This window comes from Ruegeria sp. AK11 (genome assembly GCF_056541095.1).
On the sequence record NZ_JBQFXU010000003.1, the window covers coordinates 243361 to 263539 of the forward strand.

Below are 20179 nucleotides of genomic sequence, written 5' to 3' on the forward strand. Positions count from 1 at the left end.
TTCGTCTCCTCAACCCCAAAGTGCGGCCGCAGGCGGGTGCACTCCGGCGTCGTCAAAATCCAGCGGGGTGTCGCGGTCTTCGGCCAACAGAAGCGGGCCGTCAAGGTCCGTTACCATCGCACCCTGTGCCAGCAATGTCGCAGGTGCCATGGCTAGCGAGCTGCCGACCATGCATCCCACCATAATGTCATAGCCTTCGGCAATCGCCGCTTTGCGCAACTCCAGCGCCTCGGTCAGGCCCCCGGTCTTGTCGAGCTTGATGTTGATGACATCATATTTGCCCTTCAACTTGGGCAGGCTGGCGCGGTCATGGCAGGACTCGTCAGCACAGACTGGCACCGGGCGCTTCATCCCGATCAATGCGTCGTCATCTCCTGCGGGCAAGGGCTGTTCCACCAACGCCACGCCCAGCCGCACCAGATGCGGGGCGAGGTCGGCGTAAACCTCGGCCGACCAGCCTTCGTTTGCATCCACAATGATCTTGGAGTTCGGCGCCCCTGCTCGCACTGCCTCAAGTCGGGGCATATCATCGGGCGTGCCCAGCTTGATCTTCAGAAGCGGGCGATGCGCGTTCCCGGCGGCCTGCGCCTGCATTGCCTCGGGGGTGTCCAGCGACAATGTATAGGCGGTGATCTCGGGGCCGGGCTTGGGCAGACCTGCCAGGTCCCAGGCGCGTTTGCCGGTTCGTTTGCACTCCAGATCCCACAAGGCGCAATCCACGGCGTTTCGCGCGGCACCTGCTGGCAGCAGACCCATCAGCGACCGGCGGTTGACATCCGCGGGCAGACCGGCAATCTCGGCCTCTACGGACTCCAGCGTTTCGTCATAACGCGCATAAGGAACGCATTCGCCCCAGCCCTGATGAGTTCCGTCCGACACCCGAACCGTCAGCACCTTTGCTTCGGTCCGCGACCCGCGCGAGATGGTGAAGACCTGCGCCAGCCGGAACACATCGCGAGAAACCTCAATCTGCACGCACCCGTTCCTTCATCTTTTCCCAAATACTCACGCCGGAGGCGAAACAGCCCCGCCTCCGGCGCATTGTTCAGATCACATTGCGGCCAGCGCGTCCACCAGCTTGCCCGAACCAAAGCGGAACGGGTCGGTCGCAGGCAGGCCCATATCCGCTTCGATCTTGGCCAGGTAGGCGGTCGCGTCAGCCTCGGACATGTGCTGCGTGTTGACCGAAACGCCAACAACCTGACAATCCGGGTTTGCCACTTTGGCCAGTGCCAGCGCGGTGTCGCGCAGGGCCTCCAATGTCGGCAGTTGATAGGTTGGCAAGCCGCGCATATGCGCACGGGTCGGTTCATGGCTCAGGATCAGGGCGTCCGGCTGGCCGCCATGGATCAGTGCCATGGTCACGCCGGAATAGGATACGTGGAACAATGATCCCTGCCCTTCGATCAGATCCCAGTGATCCTCGTCATTGTCCGGTGTCAGCCATTCGACCGAACCAGCCATGAAATCGGCAATGACTGCGTCCAGCGGCACACCGTCACCGGTGATCAGGATGCCGGTCTGGCCGGTCGCGCGGAAGGTCGATTTCATCCCGCGCTCACGCATCTCGGCGTCCATCGCCAGCGCGGTGTACATCTTGCCAACCGAACAGTCTGTTCCGACGGCCAGACACCGCTTGCCCTTGCGCTTGATCCCGTTTGCGATCGGATAATCGATCTCGGGCACCCGTACATCATGCAGTTTTCGCCCGGTTGCTTCGGCAACCGCTACCAGGTCGGGCTCATCCCGCAGCAGGTTATGCAACCCCGAGGCTAGGTCGAACCCTTCCTCAAGCGCCATAACCAGAACCTTTTTCCAGTCCTGGCTGATCACACCGCCGCGGTTTGCCACGCCGATCACCAGCGTCTTGGCTCCGGCTTCTTTCGCTTCGGTCAGGGTCATGTCAGTCAGGCCCAGATCGGCCTTGCAGCCATCCATTCGATACTGGCCCACGGCGTTTTCCGGACGCCAGTCCTTGATCCCAACAGCCACTTTGGCCGCCAATTGGTCGGGCGCATCGCCCAGGAACAGCAGGTACGGTGTCTCGATCATTGCGGTCACTCCTTTGATTCCGGGGCAGGCTAGAGAAGCGGCAAAACGAGCGCTTCGCGTTTTGGCCCGTCAACCACGACCTATGCGCGAGTTTCTTGTGCAATATTCGCAATGTGTGCAAAAATCTTCGAAGTTTTCAAAATGATTAAACTTTAATCGCCCCAGCCGGGCAGTTTTGAAGCCGCTTTCTGCAACCGCATTGCCGCAGATGCACAATCGCTCTTGCGCCGTACCACGCAATTTAATACCTCATTGAGCAGAAAAATCGTAATTTCATTACTCAGACGAGGTCCAGATGAGCTTTCGCATCCAACCTGCCGCACCGGCGCGCCCCAATCGCTGTCAGCTGTTTGGCCCGGGGTCGAACACCAAACTGTTCCCGAAGATGGCAGCATCCGCCGCAGATGTGATCAACCTCGATCTTGAAGACTCGGTTGCACCTTCGGACAAGGATGCGGCCCGCGCCAATGTCATCGAAGCACTGAACACCGTGGATTGGGGCAACAAATACATGTCCGTTCGCATCAACGGATTGGACACCCCGTACTGGTATCGCGACGTTGTCGATGTACTGGAACAGGCGGGCGACCGTCTGGATCAGATCATGATCCCCAAAGTCGGCTGCGCGGCGGATGTCTATGCGGTAGACGCACTGGTCACTGCCATTGAACGCGCCAAAGGTCGTGCCAAACCGATCAGCTTCGAGGTTATCATCGAATCCGCAGCTGGCATCGCCCATGCCGAAGAAATCGCGGCCTCCTCGCCCCGTTTGCAGGCTATGAGCCTGGGAGCTGCGGATTTTGCTGCCTCGATGGGGATGCAGACAACCGGCATCGGCGGCACGCAGGAAAATTATTACATGCTGCACGAGGGTGCGAAACACTGGTCCGACCCATGGCATTGGGCACAGGCCGCCATCGTTGCCGCGTGCCGCACCCATGGCGTGCTGCCAGTCGACGGGCCCTTCGGTGATTTCAGCGATGACGAGGGGTACATTGCGCAGGCCAAACGCTCGGCCACGCTGGGCATGGTCGGTAAATGGGCGATCCACCCCAAGCAGATCGCGCTGGCCAATCAGGTGTTCACCCCATCAGAAGAAGCCGTGTCAGAGGCCCGAGAAATTCTCGCCGCGATGGAACAGGCCAAAGCCAATGGCGAAGGTGCGACAGTTTACAAAGGACGTCTGGTCGACATCGCGTCGATCAAGCAGGCCGAAGTGATCGTGGCACAGGCCGAACTGATCGCGGCCAACGGCTGAGAAACAAAAAAAGGCGCCTGCCCTGGCGCCTTTTTCAGGTGTTTTCTGGCGTCACCGCCCAAAGACAGCATTCGGCGTCCAGGTGAACCTTTCGCCTTTTTTACCCGACTTCATCATCAGGCAGGATGTTCCAAGCTTCTGGAAATAGATAATCTTGAGCGGGTACCACCCGGCCTTGGGCACTTCGACTTCGGTCCGCTGGTTGGCCTCGCAGCCCTGAATACCCGTGACATAGCCGATATTCTGGCCTCCGACGAATGCTTCTATCCCGTCATTCGACCAGGTTTCCAACTCGTAAACCCCAGGCGAGTCGAACCGCATATATCCCGTAATCTCGGCGGCAACATTGTAAGCTCCGTCAAATGTCATGACATTGTCACCCTGATTGGTGTCCCTGTAATCCAATCCCTGCAACGGTTGCCCAGGCTGTGCTTTGGACAGCATGCTTTTTGCCTGACTCAGATCGCGGATCTTCTTGTGTTGATTGCCCGTGCCAATGTATTTCACATTCAGCCCCGCCTTCGGAGAAGGCTGCGGGTTGGCAGGTTGCAGTTTCAGCGGGGCAGACAAGGCGGCCCCGGCAACCACTGACAAGGCAACTGCGGCCGCCACTGTTCGAACGCGTTTCATCGTAATCTCCCTGTTTGCGTGCCGTTATGGCTGTGCATATCCACTGGCAACGTCATTTCCACGACATTAGGCCGTGAGTTTTCGCCCTGCAAGTGAGTGTGCCTTCACAATTCAAGACGTCACGCCCGTAAATTCTTGGGCGAACCCATAACCACATAGGATGTGATCGAGGTGACATGCGGCAGCGTCCCCAGCACCTCGGTATGGAAGGTCTTGTAAGACGGCAGGTCTGCACATTCGACCCGCAGCAAGTATTCGATTGTTCCCGTGATGTTGTGGCACTCAACAACTTCCGGGGCTTGCTGGAGCGCGCGTTCAAACCCCTCCTGCGCGGCCTTCGTATGCTCGCCCAGCCCTACACCAATATAAGCGACAAAGCCGATACCCATCGCCGCCGGGTCCAGCACCGCGCGATACCCCGTGATCACCCCGGCCCGCTCAAGTTCTTGCACGCGGCGCAGGCAGGCCGAAGGGGAAAGGCCCACACGCTCGGCCAGGTCGAGATTGCTGATCCGTCCGTCACGGGTCAGTTCCTGCAATATATGGCGGTTTATTCTGTCATTTTTCATCATTGATTGCACAGCTACAGGAAACACGCACAAAAAAGCAATTTCATTTGCCGCAGAGCGGACAATACTTCGCTCCATGACTTATGACATCCTGATGGCCCTGATCGCCTTTGCCTTCGTAACCTCGATCACACCGGGGCCGAACAACCTGATGCTGATGGCTTCGGGGGCGAATTTCGGCTTCCGACGCTCGATCCCGCATATGTTGGGCATTGGGCTTGGCTTTACCTTCATGGTGCTGCTTGTCGGGGCCGGTCTGGTGCAGGTCTTTGACCGGTATCCCGTCAGCTATACGGTGTTGAAAGTCCTGTCGGTGATCTATCTGCTCTATCTGGCCTGGAAGATCGCGCATGCCGCGCCGGCAAACAGCGCCGAAGCCACCGGCGTGCCCATGACATTTCTGCAAGCCGCAGCGTTTCAATGGGTAAACCCAAAAGCCTGGGCCATGGCCCTGACCGCCACCACGGCCTATACGCCAGATCGGACGATGTATGCGATTGCCATCGTTGCGTTTGTCTTCGGAGCCGTCAATTTACCGTCCGTCAGCACATGGACCGTTCTGGGACAGCAGATGGCCCGGATGCTGACGAACCCGCGCCGATTGGTCGTATTCAACTGGACAATGGCTGTGCTGCTTGTGGTTTCGCTCTATCCCGTGCTTTGGCCGGGGTGAGTTTCCTCAAAGGTCGATTTCAGCGATTGTTTTGTTGGGCATGTCGGGAATGTGCTGACAAGCAAGCGAATCTCTTAATCTGATCAACGGCTTTTGACATGAAAGATGCCGCTTCCGTGTCATCTAGTTGCATCTGAGGCCAGCCAGCGGCATATAGCTAGGAAATTTCACGCAGATGAGGCGTCATGACCCAGTATCTGGATTTCGAAAAACCGCTGGCCGAGATCGAAGGCAAAGCTGAAGAGCTGCGCGCGCTGGCCCGTGCCAACGAAGAAATGGATGTGGCCGAAGAAGCCGCCGCGCTGGATGCCAAAGCCTCCAAGCTGCTGGATGAACTCTATCGCGACCTGACACCCTGGCGGAAGTGCCAGGTGGCGCGTCACCCGGAACGCCCGCATTGCAAGGATTACGTGGACGCATTGTTCACCGAGTTCACACCGCTGGCCGGGGATCGCAATTTTGCCGATGATTTGGCCGTTATCGGTGGTCTTGCGCGCTTTAACGATCAGCCGGTAATGGTGATCGGCCACGAAAAGGGCAGCGATACCAAGTCGCGGATCGAACGCAATTTCGGGATGGCCCGCCCCGAGGGGTATCGCAAGGCCGTGCGCCTGATGGAGATGGCGGGGCGTTTTGGCCTGCCCGTCATTACCCTGATCGACACCGCTGGTGCCTATCCTGGCAAAGGAGCCGAGGAGCGCGGTCAATCCGAGGCGATTGCCCGGTCGACCGAGATGTGCCTGAAAATCGGCGTGCCGCTGGTTTCGGTCATCATCGGCGAAGGCGGCTCGGGCGGCGCTGTGGCGTTTGCGACCGCTAACCGTGTGGCGATGCTGGAGCATTCGGTCTATTCGGTGATCTCGCCAGAAGGCTGCGCATCGATCCTGTGGAAAGATGCCGAAAAGATGCGTGAAGCGGCCGAGGCGCTGCGTTTAACCGCTCAGGATTTACACAAGCTGGGCGTATGTGACCGGATCATCCCGGAACCCAAGGGTGGCGCACATCGCGATCGCCCGTCTACGGTTGAGTCGGTGCGCGCGGCCATCACCGCCATGTTGGCGGAAATGGACGGCAAGGATGGGGCGGCCCTGATAAAAGACCGCCGTCAGAAATTCCTTGATATCGGGTCGAAAGGGCTGGCGGCGTAACCGTCAGCCACCCAACCTGCGCAGCAAAGCAACCGAAGGCTCACCTGTCACGGGCAGACCGTTGGCGCTTTGATAAGCGCTGATGGCTGTGGTGGTGTTGTTTCCGATCACGCCATCTGCGCCTTGCGTGTCATACCCCGCAGATGTCAGGCGGCGCTGCAATTCCTTGCGGTCGTCCAGCGTCAGCCCACTTGCGTCCGGCCCAAACGAGGCCTGAAACGGCGCGCCGCCCGCGATCCTGTCCGCCAGATGACCGACACCAATCGCGTAGCTGTCCGAGTTGTTGTAGCGTTTGATTACCTGGAAATTGCGGAACACGGCGATGCGGGGGCCCGGTATTTGCGGCTGCAACACGGCTACCGGAGCACCGGATACACGCCCCGCCTCTCCGCCCCACAGTTGGCCCCACACCCAACCTGCACGCGCCAGATAAGCTGCCGTCGAGGCCAGCGCATCTGTCGGATCATCTGACCAGATGTCGCGCCGCCCGTCGCCGGTGAAATCCACGGCATAGGCAAGATACGAGGTCGGAATGAACTGCGTGTGCCCCATCGCCCCGGCCCAACTGCCGGTCATGTTGGCAGGCGTGGTATCGCCGTTCTGGAGGATCTTCATCGCCGCGATCAGCTGGCTTTCAAAGAACTGCCCGCGCCGGCCATCATAAGCCAGCGTAGACAGCGCCGATACAACGGGCACATCACCGCGGCGCGCGCCATAGCGGCTTTCCAGCCCCCAGACGGCCACGACGATTTCCTTATCAACGCCATATTGCGCCTCGATCCGCGACAGAGTGCCGTTATGTTGCCGCAGCATCTGCTGGCCGGTGCTGATCCGCTCGTCCGACGCCGCGATGGCTAGGTAATCTTCGAGGCTGCGCTTGAATTCGACCTGATTTCGATCGCGTTCGATTACGTCGGGCAAATACCCGGCCCCCTGAAAGGCGCGGTCAACGGTTGTCCGGGAAATCCCCTGCGACACTGCCCTGCCCTTGAAACCGGCAACCCAGGCATCCCACCCGGCATTGGGAACAGCCCGCATCCGGGTTGCAGGCGTGCCGGACGGAGCGGCACCGCCCGTGCAGGCGGCCAAAAGCGTTGATCCGAGGCAAATGGAAAAGGTCCGGCGAGTGATCATGGTTTGGGTCTGCTCTTGTTTGTGATTTGCCGCAAGAGTAACCCAGCCGGGTTGCACAGGCCAGAACAGTGACACCTTGGAAGGGCGCTTTGACGATGTCGGCAGGAAGCCGCTCAGCTGACCAGCAAACGCAGCCCTTGTGTCACATCCGAGCGCACTGCCAGCCGCAATCCCGGCTCGTCCCCGGCCTTAAGCGCGGCGATGATCAGCTTGTGGTAATGTGGCGGCTCTGCGCGTCTGAGGCGTCCGTAAAGAGCCCGCATCGTCGGCCCAAGCTGCAGCCAGACAGTTTCGGCAATGGCCAGCATCGCAGGAGCCTGAGCGCGCAGATACAGGGTTCTGTGAAATTCCAGGTTCGAACGGATATAGCCAACCGCATCCCGTTTGGTCACCATCTCGGCAACTGTCATGTTGATGCTCTGCAACCTATCGATCAGGGCCATGTGTGCCCTGGGCAAGGCCCGGCTTGCCAGTTCGACCTCAAGCAAGGCGCGCAAGGCAGCCAGTTCCTCAATCCGGTCATTCGTCAGCTCCGGGGTCGATACCCGGCCCGATGTAGACAGGAACAATGCCCCTTCTGCGGCCAGGCGGCGCACCGCCTCTCGCGCCGGGGTCATTGAGACGCCGAACTCCTTGCCGATGCCCCGCAGGGTCAGGGCCTGCCCCGGTGCCATCTCACCATGCATGATCCGGGATCGCAGTGCCCGGTACACCCGGTCATGTGTTGCGGTCTGGGTTTCGGAAGGGCGCGCGGTCAACATATGCTCATGTGATCACAAAAAGGCGCCACGTCAACTCGGCTCGGTATCAAATCTGTAGCGATGCAACTCGGCCCCGTTGTCGCGCAACCAGCGGCGGGGCGGCTTATACGGGCCAAATATCTTTTCGACCTGCGCCCAGAAGGCAGGTGAGTGGTTCATCTCGGCAAGATGTGCCACCTCATGCGCCGCAACATAGTGCAACACATCAGGAGGCGCCAGAATAAGGCGCCACGAAAACATCAATCCGCCATGCGAGCTGCACGACCCCCAACGCGACCGCGTGTCACGCAGGCTGAGTGTCGTGTACGAACGCCCCAGCATGGCTGCATAATCATCACAGGCTCCGGTCAACCGGTCCCGCGCCAGTTCCTTCAGGAACCGGCCCAACCTGCGGGCCTCGGCTCCTGTGGGCACGGCAACCTCATCTGCATTCAGCAGAACCCGCCGCCCGGTTGCAGGAACGATTCGGCGCGCTTTCCCTTCGATCGGGATCACTTGCCCAAACTGCACGGTGGTCATATCGGGCCGACCCTGAAGATGCTGCCGGATCCACCCTTCTTTGGTGCGCGCAAAACTCAAGGCCTCAGATTCCGGCACGCCATTCGGGTAAGTCAACGTGACGCGCCCATCCAGCTGGGAGATTCGCAGGCTGATACGCCGCGCCCGAGCCGATTTGCGCAATCTCAGTGGCACCGGCGGTGTCCCTGGCAATGCGTGCTCTCCCATATCGCGACCTCTCTTGCGCAAAGACTTTGACAGTGCCCTCTGCCTGTGGCAGGTGAGCTGAATCATTTAGACGACTCACCTGATATCAAGGGGATTTGACATGCCCAAGGAAGAATGGGGCGTAAAGCGTGTTTGCCCGACAACCGGTAAGCGGTTTTACGACCTGAACAAGGACCCGATCATCAGCCCCTACACTGGCGAGATCGTGGAGCTTGAAACATCCAAAAGCCGTATGATCTCGGCGGATGCAGAAGACGCAGCTTCGGTCAAAGCACGTGAAAACACGGCGGATGACGATCTGGTTCTGGACGATGATGACAACGTCGACGTGGATTTGGATGACGATCTGCTGGACGATGATGATGACGACAATGATGATGTTTCTCTGGACGACATCACCGACATGTCATCAGACGACGACAACTGACCAAGTAAAAGGCGATCCCCAGGGTCGCCTTTTTCACCTGAGGGGCAGCTCGGGTGAAAATTCGCGCCCGATTCAAACTTTGGACTTGCACTCGCTGCCGCTGTCTCCTAAACGTCCGTCCACCGTACCGATGGTACAATGATGGGGCCTTAGCTCAGTTGGGAGAGCGCTTGCATGGCATGCAAGAGGTCAGGGGTTCGACTCCCCTAGGCTCCACCAAAACCTAACAATACAACCAGATAGCAAGCATTAGAGCGGTGTGACACACAGGTGTGACACAAAATGAAGCTGTATGCATATCTCTCTCTGTCCCGACACGGCATCTACTACTTCCGTTGGCCCTTGCCCGACACAAGACCAAGCACCAAACGTCGGGCAGTGCATTGATCTGTCGCCCACCAGCCCCGGAAAACATCCTTCCAACGGATCAGAGGCCGACGATGCACTAACAATCAAACTGGACCAGTCAGATGAGGCTGTTCACTATCAACAGCGGCCTCGTGATCACCAAACATAAACTGGCTAAACTGGTTGTTTGCGAGTGCGCCTTTGCTAAGTAGCTTACTCAAACGCCCCACAACGAGCTTCGCCGATAGCGTCATGGTGAGGTCCATAGCAACCCTCTGCACCATGGCCGTGCCAGTCACCGTGGTGATGCCTGTCCGTGCATGCGGCCATAGCTATGAGTATAGCCAAAAACGCCACCGTTCCCCGGGTTGCTTTTATGCTTATGCTCTGACCCATTTGCGAAGCACCTTGCCAACAACTTGGCAAACTACGCTTTGACACATGTCAACACTCAACCACAGCGTCGCCCAAATCACTGCAGTTAGGGGGGTATTAAGACGGTCCTTCTCGTGTTGCTGTCTAGGAAAAGGGGAAGCTTCAATCAATTGTCCGAACAAAAAACTGGTCGTGATCCGAAAAACCAAAGGGCTGGCGTTGTCATGCTTGGTCTACTGCAGTAGCGTCCTGAACCATGGTCATCCGACGATACTCACTATTGGTACTCGCTGGCATTCTGGTCATCCTGACCGGGCTTGTTGGCGTTGCTCACGCGCGATCGGATGGCTGCATCGGTCTTGGCTGTGAAAGCCACATGCAATCGGCAGAACACATTTTCGTGGCGAATAACAGCATCGCCAAATCGACCCTACACAGCCACCACGACCCGGACAATTCAGGAACCGGCGAGTGTAATCCCACTATCTGCCAAGCAGTTGTTTTGCTCGCCCAAATCGGGGAAGCCGCGAAGAGTCAACGTGAAATTGCACCCGAGTTCCAGGTTGGAGCCCAAGCCAAGCCGATTGAGCCGGATAACCCTTACAAGCCCCCTGACTTTTGAAGCAGCGTAAATCCTTGCGAAATTCTGCGACCTGCGCGTGCCGCTGTTCGCAGTGAATCGCAGCACTACCAGCTTCCAAAAGTCAGGATCAACTCATGAGAAAAAGTCTCTTATTCATCGGCGCAGGCACCGTCGCAGCCGTCGCCGCTTTCATAACCCTTCGGCCCGGCCCAATCGAAGAGGCCACATCGCCAGAGACAGGCACAGGCGGCGCCATAGTCGCAATTCAGATGCCGCCAATCGAGGGCAACGCAGTAATCGGTCAGCGTGTCTTTGATGTCTCTTGCGCTGCTTGCCACGGCGTCAATGCGGTCGGTGTAGAAGGCGCGGGACCGCCTCTGATCCACAAGATATACGAGCCCAGCCACCACGCTGACGAAGCCTTTCAGAGGGCGGTTTCACAAGGTGTAAGAAGCCATCATTGGCAGTTTGGTGACATGCCGCCGGTCGAGGGATTGACGCGAGGTGACGTTGCCATGGTGATCGCGTACATTCGTGAAATTCAACGTGCCAACGGAATAAATTGAGGACAGGACCATGAAAAAGATCGTAACTCTCGCAATCATGGCTGCTATTCCCAGCGGGGTACTGGCGCATTCCAAGGCCGAAGAAACGACACCTGCCAATGGGGCGACTGTAACCTCTGTGCCCGCTGAAATTGGCCTCAGCTTCACCAAGGACATCCGGCTGACGCGGATAGAGATGGCCCATGAAGAACACTCGGCAGTAAGCCTAGATTTGGGGGACCAGACAAGTTTTAGTCAGGAGTTCACGATCCCACTGCCGGGCAATGGAACCGGCACCTATGTCATCGAGTGGCGTGGTTTAGGTAAAGACGGCCATGCGATGCAGGGCGAGTTTTCCTTTTCCGTGGAATGAGCATGCCAGACATTTGGGGAGTTGTCGCAATCCTCGCAAAGCTGGTGCTCTACATCGGCTTTGCTGGGTCCACCGGGCTTGTCGCCGTTAAGTGCCTTTTTTCCGAACTAGTCGCGCCGGTAAGCCTTGCGATGAAACGCCAAGCCTTGGTCTTGGCGTGGCTTTCCCTCGCAGCAACGGTATTTGGTTTCATGCTCCGAGGAGCCGCCTTAACGGGCGGAGTTGACGGCATGGTCGATCCAGAGATGCTTGGCTTGCTTTGGCAGACCTCCGTAGGCGACGTACTTGCTTATCGCCTTTCAGGCGCAGTTTTGATCCTTGTGGGACTGTCTGTTCCTCGCTTTGGTCTATGGATCGCGCTGTTGGGTGGCACATTGGCCATGTGGTCCTTTGCACAGATCGGACATGTACCGGAACTGGAGAGTGTTGGCGTCCAATTGTTGCTGCTGTTGCACCTGCTGTGTGTGGCCTTTTGGGTGGGTATATTTGGCCCGCTGCGGAGTATGGCTCTCATGCCTGAACACCTGACAGATGCAGCAGTGTTAGGGCACAGGTTTGGACAGGCTGCTGCACTTATTGTGCCAACGCTAGTCGCGGCGGGTCTGTGGATGGCTTGGTTGCTTGTCGGCAATCTCCAAGGGCTCTTTTTCACCGGCTACGGGCAGACGCTTTTGATCAAGGTGTTTCTTGTGGCACTGCTGTTGATCCTCGCCGCTGCCAACAAGCTCCGATTTGTTCCGGCCATGCAAAGTGGAGAGGCAATAGCAGCGCAACGCCTCGCCCGATCCATCGAGGTTGAGGCAATAATCGTATTAGTGGTGCTGGCGACAACGGCGACACTCACGAGCGTACTAACGCTTCCGAGTTAAGGTAGGTAGAGATGAACAATCACCTTTGCGCACTGGCTATATGCAGCATTGGTACGAGCCTTGCTGCAGATCATGAGTTGATAGATAGAGACCTAGCGAATGGGCAGGAACTCTACGCAGTGCACTGTGCCTCATGCCATGGAGTGAATCTGGAAGGACAACCTGACTGGCAAACACCCAACGATGACGGGGTGTTGCCCGCGCCACCACATGACGTGACAGGGCACACTTGGCACCACGACAACCAGCTACTGTTCGAGTACACCAGACTAGGTGGGGCAGACGCATTGGCAGCACGCGGCATTAAAGACTTCAACAGTGGTATGCCGGGTTTCGAGGGCACGCTGACTAACGAAGATATTTTGGACGTGCTGGGTTACATACGCTCCACATGGCCCGACGATGTTCAGCAAATGCAGGCCAGCCGCAACCTTCCCCACCAGTAAAAGACAGCTGGCCTCGTAAAGGTTTGGACGTACACAGTACACCGTAGCAGGTTGTGCAACTTCAAGTGTGACTTCAAGAGAAGCCACAGTGCAAACAAGAAATCTACAATAGTATTTACGATCAGTGTATCAGGCGTTCGGCGGCGTTTCCCGCAGGCTCCACCATATCCAAACAGAAAAAACAGAGGGCAAACACTGGAGCGGCGTGGCACACAGGTGCGACCCAAAATGAAGCTGCATACTTATCTCTCACTTTTCAGACACAGCGTTGAACGATTGAGGTCGGCACCTTGGCGATATCCATCGAGCCTATGTTCCCCGCATATGGAAAGATGGGGTTACTCGACCCGAGAAAGCAGCAGAAAAACAGGTAAGAGGTCGTCGAACAATTCTATAGTTCTTTCAATGAGGTTTGGTTCGATTGCAAAGGCGGGATTTCCCAGATCCGTCCAGACGGTAAAGCCTTTGCGGCGCAATGCTTCTTCATTTGGATGATCTTTGTCAAAAGCGGAGGGAACACGTTTCAATTCAGGATCCCCGACCCGGAATCCACGCTTTCGCATCTCAGCGGCAAGCTGTATCACCACTGCCCCCTTGGGGCCTGCCATCTCTGTTCGAAAGGCATCCAACGCTTCCTTTTCGTACTGAAACACCCCGCAGCCAAGCGCCAGATCGTCAGGTGAGAGCCCAAAGAACCACATCGGTGGCTGATCCGCATTCCCGTCAGGGATAAACGCAATATGCAGGTGTGCGTTGTAAGGTGTTTTGTCCTTGGAAAATCGGACATCCCGATGAACACGAAAAATCTTGCTGCTGTGGGTCTGGCCAGTCAGATCACGCAAGGCATCCGCCATGTTATCCGCGAAGTGCCTGCTGGCCTCCTTCAAATGGGTCTCGTAAACTGCCTTGTTGGCTGCAAACCATTCCTTCGTGTTATTGGCCCGCAAGTCCCTTAGAAAACCAAGCGCTGCGGGTGAGAAACTTTCAAATTTGGCCATTGATTTCTCCGTTCAGTCTTTCGCGGGAAGGGCTGCGGCGTGTTCGAGACAAAGGTGTAACCAGCGCAGCAAAGCGGCGTCATCGCAATCACTCTCATCCACGCGGATAAAACCACCCAGTTTGCGTGCGCCGTGAATCACTTCCTGAGCCTCAGGGTCCGCCAGCGCAATGCTTTCGTTGTCCTTGCCCACCCGGAACATGAAACGGCCCAGCCCGTCGTTATGCCGCCGCGCCCCGCACAGCATGTTGCCGTTCAAGAAAAAGCAATTGCCACCCATCATGCGCTTTTCTGAAATGCCCACATGCGCGGCCAAAGCGTCACGAATGCGTGCGTTGAGGGTTTCATCCACCGGCATCAGCTGGATGCCTCAGGCTGCCGGTGGATCGACGGCGTGAACGAAACATATTCGACGAAGTTTCCATGTGACCGCATTACGCGCAAGAGCCTGTTGCCCCCATCCCATAACGGATGGATACCCGCCCTGGACCGACGCAGGCCAAAAGCAGTCGCCAGTGGAACGGTTACCCAGACAAATACCGCCGCAATAACCTGCACGATGTGCGAATATTGTTCCATCTGCGCCCTCCTTTCAGGCAGTTCTCAGGGTCTCATGCTTTCATAAGTGATCAATGCAAAGCGGGCACCTTGCGGGTCGTTCAGCGTGGCCATGCGCCCGACACCCGGCATATCCATCGCGGGTTGAAGAACTGTGGCGCCTTTGGCTTCGGCCTTTGCAACACTCGCATCCACGTCGGCCACTGTGAAGAAGATCGTCCAGCTTCCACGCTCTTCCGGCATTGGTGAAAAGCCTCCGATAGCGGTCTCGCCCACAACTGCGGCCGAATAACTTGACCCATCCTGCATCGGCATATCGCTGATCGTCCAGCCCAGCACATCCTGATAAAAGGATTTGGCCTTGCTCTGATCCGGCCCGGAATGCCCGATCCATCCTGAATTTCCGACAGCCGTCATCTCAAGTATACTCATGGGTACCTCCGTTGGTTACGCCCGCCACATACGGGTCTGACCCAAGGACGTATGAGGAGTGTGTTTTCCTACAGGCCCTCCAATTCTTCTTTGCTAATTTTGATTTTTTCGTTGATCACGTCGCATTCCAACGCGGTGGGAGAAAGCGCCAACACGGTTTCAAAGGCGGAAATGGCGTCTTTATGATCCCCCGCTTCTTGCAAAAGGCCACCTCGCATCGCGTGAAACCAACGATAGTTGGACAGCTCCTGTGACAGAGGATCCATTGCCTTCAAAGCATATTGTGCGCCGTGTAGCTTGGCCTGTGCGGCAATCTGGTTGAGCCGGATCACAGGTGTCGGCTGCAATGCGTAAAGGGCGGCGTAGTGGCTTTCGATTAACGCCCAGTTGGTTTCTTCGGACGAGGTTGAACAGGCATGTGCCTGGGCGATTGCAGCCTGGATGACATAGACCCCGCGGTGGCCAATCCGCTGGGCTTTTTGCAACAGGGATGTAGCCTCAGCGATATTCGAGCGATCCCAAAGATCGCGGTTCTGATCGTCGAGTGCGACGAGCTTGCCTTCCGCGTCAATCCGGGCCCGGCGCCGGGCGTGTTGAAACAACAACAGCGCCAGCAATGCGGCCTGCTCGCCCATTGCAGGGAACAATGCGGCAAGAAGGCGGGCAAGCCGGATCGCTTCTTTGCACAGCGTGAGCTTGATTTGCTGCGGCCCGGCCGAGGTCGACCACCCTTCGCTGAACATCAGATAAACCATTGTCGAGACTTCGCCCAACCGGGCTTGTCTTTCAGCCGGGCTTGGCGTTTCAAAGGCGACCGGGTTATTTGCTATTTTCTTTTTGGCGCGGGTAATGCGCTGTTCCATGGTCTTGGACTTGACCAGAAATCCGCTGGCGATCTCATCGACGCTCAGCCCCGCGACCACCCGCAAGGCGATGGCGATCTGATCCCGCCGGTCCAGTTCCGGGTGACAACAGATGAACAGCAAGCGCAGGACATCATCCCGCATCTCGTCAGGGTCGGGTGTTTCCGCCGGCATCGGTTGAAACTCCTCTGCGTGGCGCGACAGGATTGCCGCGCGCCGCCGGGATTTGCGTAAATCATCCAGACCCGCATTCCGGGCCGTGGCCAGAAGCCATGCCAATGGATCACGAGGCGCCCCGTCCTGAGGCCAAACCGCCAAGGCTTTCAGGCAGGCGTCGGCAAAGGCCTCCTCTGCGGTGTCCAGATCCCGAAAAGCCCGCGTCAGGGCAGCAATGGCGCGCGGGCGTTGTTCAGCAAATGTGGCCTCCAGCCAGTCTGACATGATCTATTCCGACGATATGGCACCCCCGGCCCAGGCCACAGGCCGAACTTCCAGCCGCGCGACCGGTGAAGAGATCAGTTTTGCATGTTCCAACGCTTCTTCAAGATCTTTGAAATCAGCGGCGTAAAACCCAAGGAAGTTTTCCTTGGTCTCGGAAAACGGGCCATCGGTGATCAGGGGGGCAGCACCTTCGGACGCCGCCGGTTCGACCATTACCGCTGACGTTGGCGGCATCAGTTTTATCGACACAAACTCTCCGCGTTCCGACAAAACCGCTTGCAGGGCGCGATGGCCTGACATCACTTCGTCCTGGCGATCTTTCGGCAATGCCTCGAACACGCCCGGTTCCCCATAAATTGTGATTGCGTAGATCATTTTCGCCTCCATGCGTTGGTCGCATTGTGCAAGGACGCGCGACGCCATGCAAATCCGACAACACGCAGAGCCGACAGATTGCCCAGACCGCTTTTGTCTAAAAACCCAGCAGTCCGGGCTTCCATTGCCATCCAGATAACAGGTCGGGGGATTTCAAAAACCGGAGCAAAACCGGTACCTTGAAAACCGGTTCCCAGAAAAATGGCTAAATGGTAGGCTGCGAGACTATGGAAAGCCGGCCAAATCGTCGATTAGCAGCCATCTTAGCCGCCGATATCGCAGGCTATTCAAGATTGGTTGGCTTGGATGAAGAAGGCACCATCGACAAGCTGCGCCGGATCCGCGCTGAAGTTATCGAGCCCTTGATCGCCGGGTATTCAGGGCGCATTGCGAACACAGCCGGTGATAGTTTTCTGATCGAATTCCCCAGCGCAGTCGATGCGGTTCGCGCTGCAGTCGAGATACAGGCCGAACTGTCGAAAAGAAACTCGGATACCGAACCTGATCGCGCAATCGTTTTTCGGATCGGTTTGAATGTCGGCGATGTCGTCTCGAACGCCGATGACATCCTGGGTGATGGTGTCAACGTTGCCGCACGGCTTGAGGCGCTGGCAGAACCTGGGGGGATTATCGCCTCGCAGGCGATTGTCGGATACGCGCGCAACAAGGTGCCCTTCGCCTTTACGCCAATTGGCCCGCAATCCGTCAAGAATATCGCGGACCCCATTGAGGCGTTCCGCGTCGAAACAGATGCGTTGACCCCGGCGGTAAAGCAAAAAACGAAGAAAGCGCCGCGTTTAATGAAGCTAGCTGCAATCCTGATCGTGTTGGGCGCGACCGGGTATATCGGGACAAAGACATGGGAAAAGGGTCAGTTGCGCGCTTCTGAAGCACAGATGGCTTACCCTCTGCCGGACCTGCCCTCGATCGCCGTGCTTCCCTTGACGAATTTCACCAGCGACGCGTCCAACAAGATGTTGATAGATGGCGTTTCCGAGGATCTGATAACGGACTTGTCCCGCATATCAGGGTTATTTGTCATCGCCGGAAACACATCCTTTGCATTTCAGGACCGCGACATTGATGTGGCAGGTTTTGCCGAGAAACTGGGCGTTCGCTATGTCGTTGATGGAAGCCTTAGACGTAGCGGAGAAGGTTTTCGGGTCAACATCCGCCTGACGGACACGTTGAACGGCAGATTGATCTGGGCGGAACGTTTCGACGGTGAAATCGATGAGATCTTCGACCTGCAAAACAACATTGTACTGGCGATTGCGCGCGAGTTGGATGTCCCGCTCGACACGCAAAGCCGGATTGCTATCGAAAACATAGAGACTGAAAAGATCGAGGCGCGCGAAGCGTTCCAGCGCGGGTGGGCGCTTTATTCACGCTTCAATGAACAGGACAATCTGGCCGCAATTCCGCATTTTGAGCGGGCTGTCGAGTTGGACCCGAATTATGCGCGCGCCTGGGCGATGTTAGCTATGGTACATTTGCGACCGCACATCTTCCACCACTGGTCAGGCTTTGCGAATGCTGAAGAGCAGATGCATATCGGGCTGTTCTATAAATACTACCGTGAACTGACGCATCAGGACACCTCGCTTATCCACGTCATCAGGGCAATAGTCGCTCTCAACCTTCCGGACTGGGACAGCGCCGAGGGTGTAAGTCGGGGAACAGAAGAAGCGAGACAAGAAGCCGCGAAAGCCATTGCCCTGCAACCAAGCGACCCTGAAGCGCATGTGACAATGGGATGGGCCTTGATCGCGGGTGGCGAGCCAGAAGAAGGGCTGGCATTTGTACAGGCTGCAATGCGCCTCGACCCGGAATACCCCAGCCACTACGCGCTATTTCAAGGTGCTGCGCTGTTTGCGATGAATGATCTGAAAGGTGCAGAGGCCGTTATTAGGTCTGAGCTGGACCGAAACCCGCAGGCAGTTGAGTTGATGCCATTTTCAGCGTCGGTTCTGGCCTTGAATGGCGATCGAAGCAGCGCGCGTGCAATGATCGAACAATGGCAGAATGGAAAAAACGAGAACGTTCTGGGCGAAGCGGTGCGCGATTATTTCTTTATCGTGCGATGGATCGGCGAGCATCAGCATTTGAACAATCGCTTGAAAAACGGCCTTCAATTGGCCGCGCTTCCGCCGAGCACGACAGTTGCGAGCCTCAAAGCTGATCTGATGCGCGGAGATGCCAAGGAACAACGTGACGCGGCTCAGTCTTTGGCGCTCTTTGGAGCTGACGCAGCCCCAGCCGTTCCGGAACTGATCATGCTGTTGGGCAGCCCTTCGGTTTTTGTCAGAAAAGAAGCCGCCAACGCATTGGGTGAAATCGGCGGGAAAGCATCCCCCGCTTTGCCTGCATTGGAAGCAGCCGCAGACGGGTCTTTGTCGGGTAGATTTGCCGCCCGAGCCATTGAACAGATACGCGGAGCCTCACAATAACGACGACTTTGGGCGTATTCGATCCCTTGGCTCCTGCTTTTTCTGGAGAGTGTTGGCTGGAAACGCGGGCAGGTATCCTTCGTCCCGGTGACCGCAGCCTCACGCAAGTGTTCTGAACGCATTCAGACTTTCGCTGAAATGCTCGATGAACTCCAGTGTTATCAAAGACGGCTGCTTCAGAACCGGGCGTACCAGCGAAAGTGTATGCGGCAAAAACGGCTTGAATGGCCTGTAGCTTAGCCCCCGGTCTGTGTAATGGACAGCGTCCAGTTCGCTGACGATTGAGACACCAACGCCTTTTATGGCCAATTCACATGCCGCCGTGAATTGCCGGACTTCGATATGAGAGTTGAGTGTAACATTGGCCTGCTGAAATGCCTTCGAAAGCCGTCCGAAAAAGTCGCTGTCGCGCCGCGTATGTATGATGTTCTCATCTGCAAGATCGGATGGCGTCACCTCCGAGAGGTTCTCAAGCGCGTGATTTTTCGGGAAAACGCAAACCGTGCGCACATCTACATTTCTGCTTTCGACCCCCGGATGACCGTTAAAGCCATCGGTGATTCCAAAGTCATATTGTTCGCCAACCATCCATTCCAATATCCGTTCCGGCCTGTCCGGTTCGATCGTCATGGTGACACCTGGCCGGTCTTTCAGAAAACTTGCCACAACATCCGGCAGATGGCTGGTGGCGAAACCGGGCAGGCAGGCGACGCGGATATGCCCGGCTTTACGCTGTGTGATATTCTGACTCGCGTCCGATATCTGCTTCATCAATTCCAGGACACGGTCCACGCTGGGTTGCAGATAGCGAACTTCCTGGGTTGGCACCAATCGCCCTTTGCGGCGATCAAAAAGTTGAAAACCAAACGATTTTTCAAGATCCGACAGCAACCTGCTGACAGCTGGTTGGCTCACCCCCAAATCGGCGGCCGCTGCTGTGACCGAACCATTGGTGGTCACCGCCATGAGTGCTTCCAATTGCCGAATTCTCAAAGTTTGTCTCATTGCAGACCCAGTTCCGCTTTTTCATTCACGATCTATAACATTGCATTATGTTTTTTGCCAATAAGTAGGGCTTGAATTATATTTCTGTAACGGTAACGTCGTGAAATCGTCATGTGTGTCGAATACGCGTTGCGGTCGTCA

General features: G+C 56.9%; 24 protein-coding genes and 1 tRNA gene. 11 read left to right on the plus strand and 14 right to left on the minus strand.

The annotated features are described in order from the left end of the window. Positions 1-9: 9 nt before the first annotated feature. Positions 10-975 (minus strand): N-acetyl-D-Glu racemase DgcA, encoded by a 966-nt coding sequence (gene dgcA / locus ACR0D9_RS10805; RefSeq protein WP_480483812.1) that lies wholly within the window; start codon positions 973-975, stop codon positions 10-12. A gap of 75 nt (positions 976-1050) precedes the next feature. Next, entirely contained in the window at positions 1051-2052 is a 1002-nt protein-coding gene (dgcN, locus tag ACR0D9_RS10810) for an N-acetyltransferase DgcN (RefSeq protein WP_267365121.1), read from the minus strand. 295 nt (positions 2053-2347) lie between these two features. Between dgcN and ACR0D9_RS10815 the strand changes: the two genes are divergently transcribed. Beyond that, on the plus strand, positions 2348-3310 hold the full coding sequence (locus ACR0D9_RS10815) for an L-malyl-CoA/beta-methylmalyl-CoA lyase (protein ID WP_480483813.1): 963 nt from the start codon (positions 2348-2350) through the stop codon (positions 3308-3310). 51 nt (positions 3311-3361) lie between these two features. Here the strand turns inward: ACR0D9_RS10815 and ACR0D9_RS10820 are convergent, their stop codons facing one another. Both ACR0D9_RS10820 and ACR0D9_RS10825 read right to left on the minus strand, forming a co-directional pair. Then, the gene (locus ACR0D9_RS10820; protein WP_480487229.1) at positions 3362-3940 is read right to left on the minus strand and encodes a PA14 domain-containing protein; all 579 of its coding nucleotides are present in this window, start codon (positions 3938-3940) and stop codon (positions 3362-3364) included. 119 nt (positions 3941-4059) lie between these two features. After that, positions 4060-4512: an Lrp/AsnC family transcriptional regulator gene (locus ACR0D9_RS10825; protein WP_480507284.1), complete on the minus strand. Its 453-nt coding sequence runs from the start codon at positions 4510-4512 to the stop codon at positions 4060-4062. A gap of 73 nt (positions 4513-4585) precedes the next feature. On the opposite strand from ACR0D9_RS10825, the gene ACR0D9_RS10830 reads away from it, so the two are divergent. Together ACR0D9_RS10830 and ACR0D9_RS10835 are read left to right on the plus strand one after the other, a co-directional pair. Then, a complete protein-coding gene (locus ACR0D9_RS10830) occupies positions 4586-5182 on the plus strand; it encodes a LysE family translocator (RefSeq protein WP_267366163.1) in 597 nt (198 codons plus the stop codon). Between the two features lie 185 nt (positions 5183-5367). After that, positions 5368-6330 carry an acetyl-CoA carboxylase carboxyltransferase subunit alpha gene (locus ACR0D9_RS10835; RefSeq protein WP_480538766.1) on the plus strand — a complete coding sequence of 321 codons (963 nt, stop codon included), beginning with the start codon at positions 5368-5370 and terminating at the stop codon, positions 6328-6330. Between the two features lie 3 nt (positions 6331-6333). On the opposite strand, the gene ACR0D9_RS10840 is transcribed toward ACR0D9_RS10835, so the two are convergent. The 3 genes from ACR0D9_RS10840 to ACR0D9_RS10850 form a co-directional block, all read right to left on the minus strand. Beyond that, on the minus strand, positions 6334-7464 hold the full coding sequence (locus ACR0D9_RS10840) for a lytic murein transglycosylase (protein ID WP_480538767.1): 1131 nt from the start codon (positions 7462-7464) through the stop codon (positions 6334-6336). 113 nt (positions 7465-7577) lie between these two features. Then, positions 7578-8225, minus strand: coding sequence for a GntR family transcriptional regulator (locus ACR0D9_RS10845; protein ID WP_480473964.1), 648 nt, complete (start codon positions 8223-8225; stop codon positions 7578-7580). A 30-nt stretch (positions 8226-8255) separates the two neighbouring features. Beyond that, complete coding sequence (locus tag ACR0D9_RS10850) at positions 8256-8951, minus strand: M48 family metallopeptidase (RefSeq protein ID WP_480483820.1); 696 nt, start codon at positions 8949-8951, stop codon at positions 8256-8258. Positions 8952-9051: 100 nt separating this feature from the next. On the opposite strand from ACR0D9_RS10850, the gene ACR0D9_RS10855 reads away from it, so the two are divergent. The 7 genes from ACR0D9_RS10855 to ACR0D9_RS10885 all read left to right on the plus strand — a co-directional run bounded on the left by ACR0D9_RS10855 (position 9052) and on the right by ACR0D9_RS10885 (position 12917). Further along, positions 9052-9378, plus strand: a complete 327-nt coding sequence (locus ACR0D9_RS10855) for a TIGR02300 family protein (protein ID WP_267366159.1) — start codon at positions 9052-9054, stop codon at positions 9376-9378. 143 nt (positions 9379-9521) lie between these two features. Further along, positions 9522-9597, plus strand: a tRNA-Ala gene (locus ACR0D9_RS10860). Between the two features lie 784 nt (positions 9598-10381). After that, positions 10382-10723, plus strand: a complete 342-nt coding sequence (locus ACR0D9_RS10865) for a hypothetical protein (RefSeq protein ID WP_480487238.1) — start codon at positions 10382-10384, stop codon at positions 10721-10723. 95 nt (positions 10724-10818) lie between these two features. Next, a complete protein-coding gene (locus tag ACR0D9_RS10870) occupies positions 10819-11250 on the plus strand; it encodes a c-type cytochrome (protein ID WP_480483822.1) in 432 nt (143 codons plus the stop codon). Positions 11251-11260: 10 nt separating this feature from the next. After that, positions 11261-11602 carry a copper resistance CopC family protein gene (locus ACR0D9_RS10875; protein ID WP_480483823.1) on the plus strand — a complete coding sequence of 114 codons (342 nt, stop codon included), beginning with the start codon at positions 11261-11263 and terminating at the stop codon, positions 11600-11602. Next, positions 11599-12471 (plus strand): copper resistance D family protein, encoded by an 873-nt coding sequence (locus tag ACR0D9_RS10880; RefSeq protein ID WP_480538769.1) that lies wholly within the window; start codon positions 11599-11601, stop codon positions 12469-12471. The genes ACR0D9_RS10875 and ACR0D9_RS10880 overlap by 4 nt, the downstream gene beginning before the upstream one ends. 11 nt (positions 12472-12482) lie before the next feature. Continuing rightward, positions 12483-12917: a c-type cytochrome gene (locus tag ACR0D9_RS10885; RefSeq protein ID WP_480483825.1), complete on the plus strand. Its 435-nt coding sequence runs from the start codon at positions 12483-12485 to the stop codon at positions 12915-12917. 338 nt (positions 12918-13255) lie between these two features. Here the strand turns inward: ACR0D9_RS10885 and ACR0D9_RS10890 are convergent, their stop codons facing one another. From ACR0D9_RS10890 to ACR0D9_RS10915, 6 genes are all read right to left on the minus strand, one after another. Further along, positions 13256-13915, minus strand: a complete 660-nt coding sequence (locus ACR0D9_RS10890; RefSeq protein ID WP_480483826.1) for a DUF2461 domain-containing protein — start codon at positions 13913-13915, stop codon at positions 13256-13258. Positions 13916-13927: 12 nt separating this feature from the next. Further along, positions 13928-14272, minus strand: a complete 345-nt coding sequence (locus tag ACR0D9_RS10895) for a TfoX/Sxy family protein (RefSeq protein WP_480487243.1) — start codon at positions 14270-14272, stop codon at positions 13928-13930. Further along, positions 14272-14493: an MAPEG family protein gene (locus tag ACR0D9_RS10900; RefSeq protein ID WP_480487245.1), complete on the minus strand. Its 222-nt coding sequence runs from the start codon at positions 14491-14493 to the stop codon at positions 14272-14274. Before ACR0D9_RS10900 ends, ACR0D9_RS10895 begins: the two co-directional genes overlap by 1 nt. Positions 14494-14517: 24 nt before the next feature. Then, a complete protein-coding gene (locus tag ACR0D9_RS10905; protein WP_480483829.1) occupies positions 14518-14904 on the minus strand; it encodes a VOC family protein in 387 nt (128 codons plus the stop codon). 68 nt (positions 14905-14972) lie between these two features. Then, positions 14973-16208, minus strand: coding sequence for an RNA polymerase sigma factor (locus ACR0D9_RS10910; protein WP_480487247.1), 1236 nt, complete (start codon positions 16206-16208; stop codon positions 14973-14975). Between the two features lie 3 nt (positions 16209-16211). After that, entirely contained in the window at positions 16212-16583 is a 372-nt protein-coding gene (locus ACR0D9_RS10915) for a YciI family protein (RefSeq protein ID WP_480483831.1), read from the minus strand. A 227-nt stretch (positions 16584-16810) separates the two neighbouring features. Between ACR0D9_RS10915 and ACR0D9_RS10920 the strand changes: the two genes are divergently transcribed. After that, on the plus strand, positions 16811-19033 hold the full coding sequence (locus tag ACR0D9_RS10920) for a HEAT repeat domain-containing protein (protein ID WP_480538771.1): 2223 nt from the start codon (positions 16811-16813) through the stop codon (positions 19031-19033). Positions 19034-19132: 99 nt separating this feature from the next. Here the strand turns inward: ACR0D9_RS10920 and ACR0D9_RS10925 are convergent, their stop codons facing one another. Further along, on the minus strand, positions 19133-20038 hold the full coding sequence (locus ACR0D9_RS10925; RefSeq protein WP_209598847.1) for a LysR substrate-binding domain-containing protein: 906 nt from the start codon (positions 20036-20038) through the stop codon (positions 19133-19135). Positions 20039-20179: the final 141 nt, after the last annotated feature.

Coding starts and splice junctions, on each gene's coding strand:
- ACR0D9_RS10915 (WP_480483831.1), bottom strand. CDS start 16,583: ATGATCTACGCAATCACAATTTATGGGGAACCGGGCGTGTTCGAGGCA.
- ACR0D9_RS10875 (WP_480483823.1), top strand. CDS start 11,261: ATGAAAAAGATCGTAACTCTCGCAATCATGGCTGCTATTCCCAGCGGG.
- ACR0D9_RS10815 (WP_480483813.1), top strand. CDS start 2,348: ATGAGCTTTCGCATCCAACCTGCCGCACCGGCGCGCCCCAATCGCTGT.
- ACR0D9_RS10870 (WP_480483822.1), top strand. CDS start 10,819: ATGAGAAAAAGTCTCTTATTCATCGGCGCAGGCACCGTCGCAGCCGTC.
- ACR0D9_RS10830 (WP_267366163.1), top strand. CDS start 4,586: ATGACTTATGACATCCTGATGGCCCTGATCGCCTTTGCCTTCGTAACC.
- ACR0D9_RS10845 (WP_480473964.1), bottom strand. CDS start 8,225: ATGTTGACCGCGCGCCCTTCCGAAACCCAGACCGCAACACATGACCGG.
- ACR0D9_RS10910 (WP_480487247.1), bottom strand. CDS start 16,208: ATGTCAGACTGGCTGGAGGCCACATTTGCTGAACAACGCCCGCGCGCC.
- ACR0D9_RS10825 (WP_480507284.1), bottom strand. CDS start 4,512: ATGATGAAAAATGACAGAATAAACCGCCATATATTGCAGGAACTGACC.
- ACR0D9_RS10880 (WP_480538769.1), top strand. CDS start 11,599: ATGAGCATGCCAGACATTTGGGGAGTTGTCGCAATCCTCGCAAAGCTG.
- ACR0D9_RS10925 (WP_209598847.1), bottom strand. CDS start 20,038: ATGAGACAAACTTTGAGAATTCGGCAATTGGAAGCACTCATGGCGGTG.
- dgcN (WP_267365121.1), bottom strand. CDS start 2,052: ATGATCGAGACACCGTACCTGCTGTTCCTGGGCGATGCGCCCGACCAA.
- ACR0D9_RS10900 (WP_480487245.1), bottom strand. CDS start 14,493: ATGGAACAATATTCGCACATCGTGCAGGTTATTGCGGCGGTATTTGTC.
- ACR0D9_RS10920 (WP_480538771.1), top strand. CDS start 16,811: ATGGAAAGCCGGCCAAATCGTCGATTAGCAGCCATCTTAGCCGCCGAT.
- ACR0D9_RS10820 (WP_480487229.1), bottom strand. CDS start 3,940: ATGAAACGCGTTCGAACAGTGGCGGCCGCAGTTGCCTTGTCAGTGGTT.
- ACR0D9_RS10890 (WP_480483826.1), bottom strand. CDS start 13,915: ATGGCCAAATTTGAAAGTTTCTCACCCGCAGCGCTTGGTTTTCTAAGG.
- ACR0D9_RS10885 (WP_480483825.1), top strand. CDS start 12,483: ATGAACAATCACCTTTGCGCACTGGCTATATGCAGCATTGGTACGAGC.
- ACR0D9_RS10895 (WP_480487243.1), bottom strand. CDS start 14,272: ATGCCGGTGGATGAAACCCTCAACGCACGCATTCGTGACGCTTTGGCC.
- ACR0D9_RS10905 (WP_480483829.1), bottom strand. CDS start 14,904: ATGAGTATACTTGAGATGACGGCTGTCGGAAATTCAGGATGGATCGGG.
- ACR0D9_RS10850 (WP_480483820.1), bottom strand. CDS start 8,951: ATGGGAGAGCACGCATTGCCAGGGACACCGCCGGTGCCACTGAGATTG.
- ACR0D9_RS10835 (WP_480538766.1), top strand. CDS start 5,368: ATGACCCAGTATCTGGATTTCGAAAAACCGCTGGCCGAGATCGAAGGC.
- ACR0D9_RS10855 (WP_267366159.1), top strand. CDS start 9,052: ATGCCCAAGGAAGAATGGGGCGTAAAGCGTGTTTGCCCGACAACCGGT.
- ACR0D9_RS10840 (WP_480538767.1), bottom strand. CDS start 7,464: ATGATCACTCGCCGGACCTTTTCCATTTGCCTCGGATCAACGCTTTTG.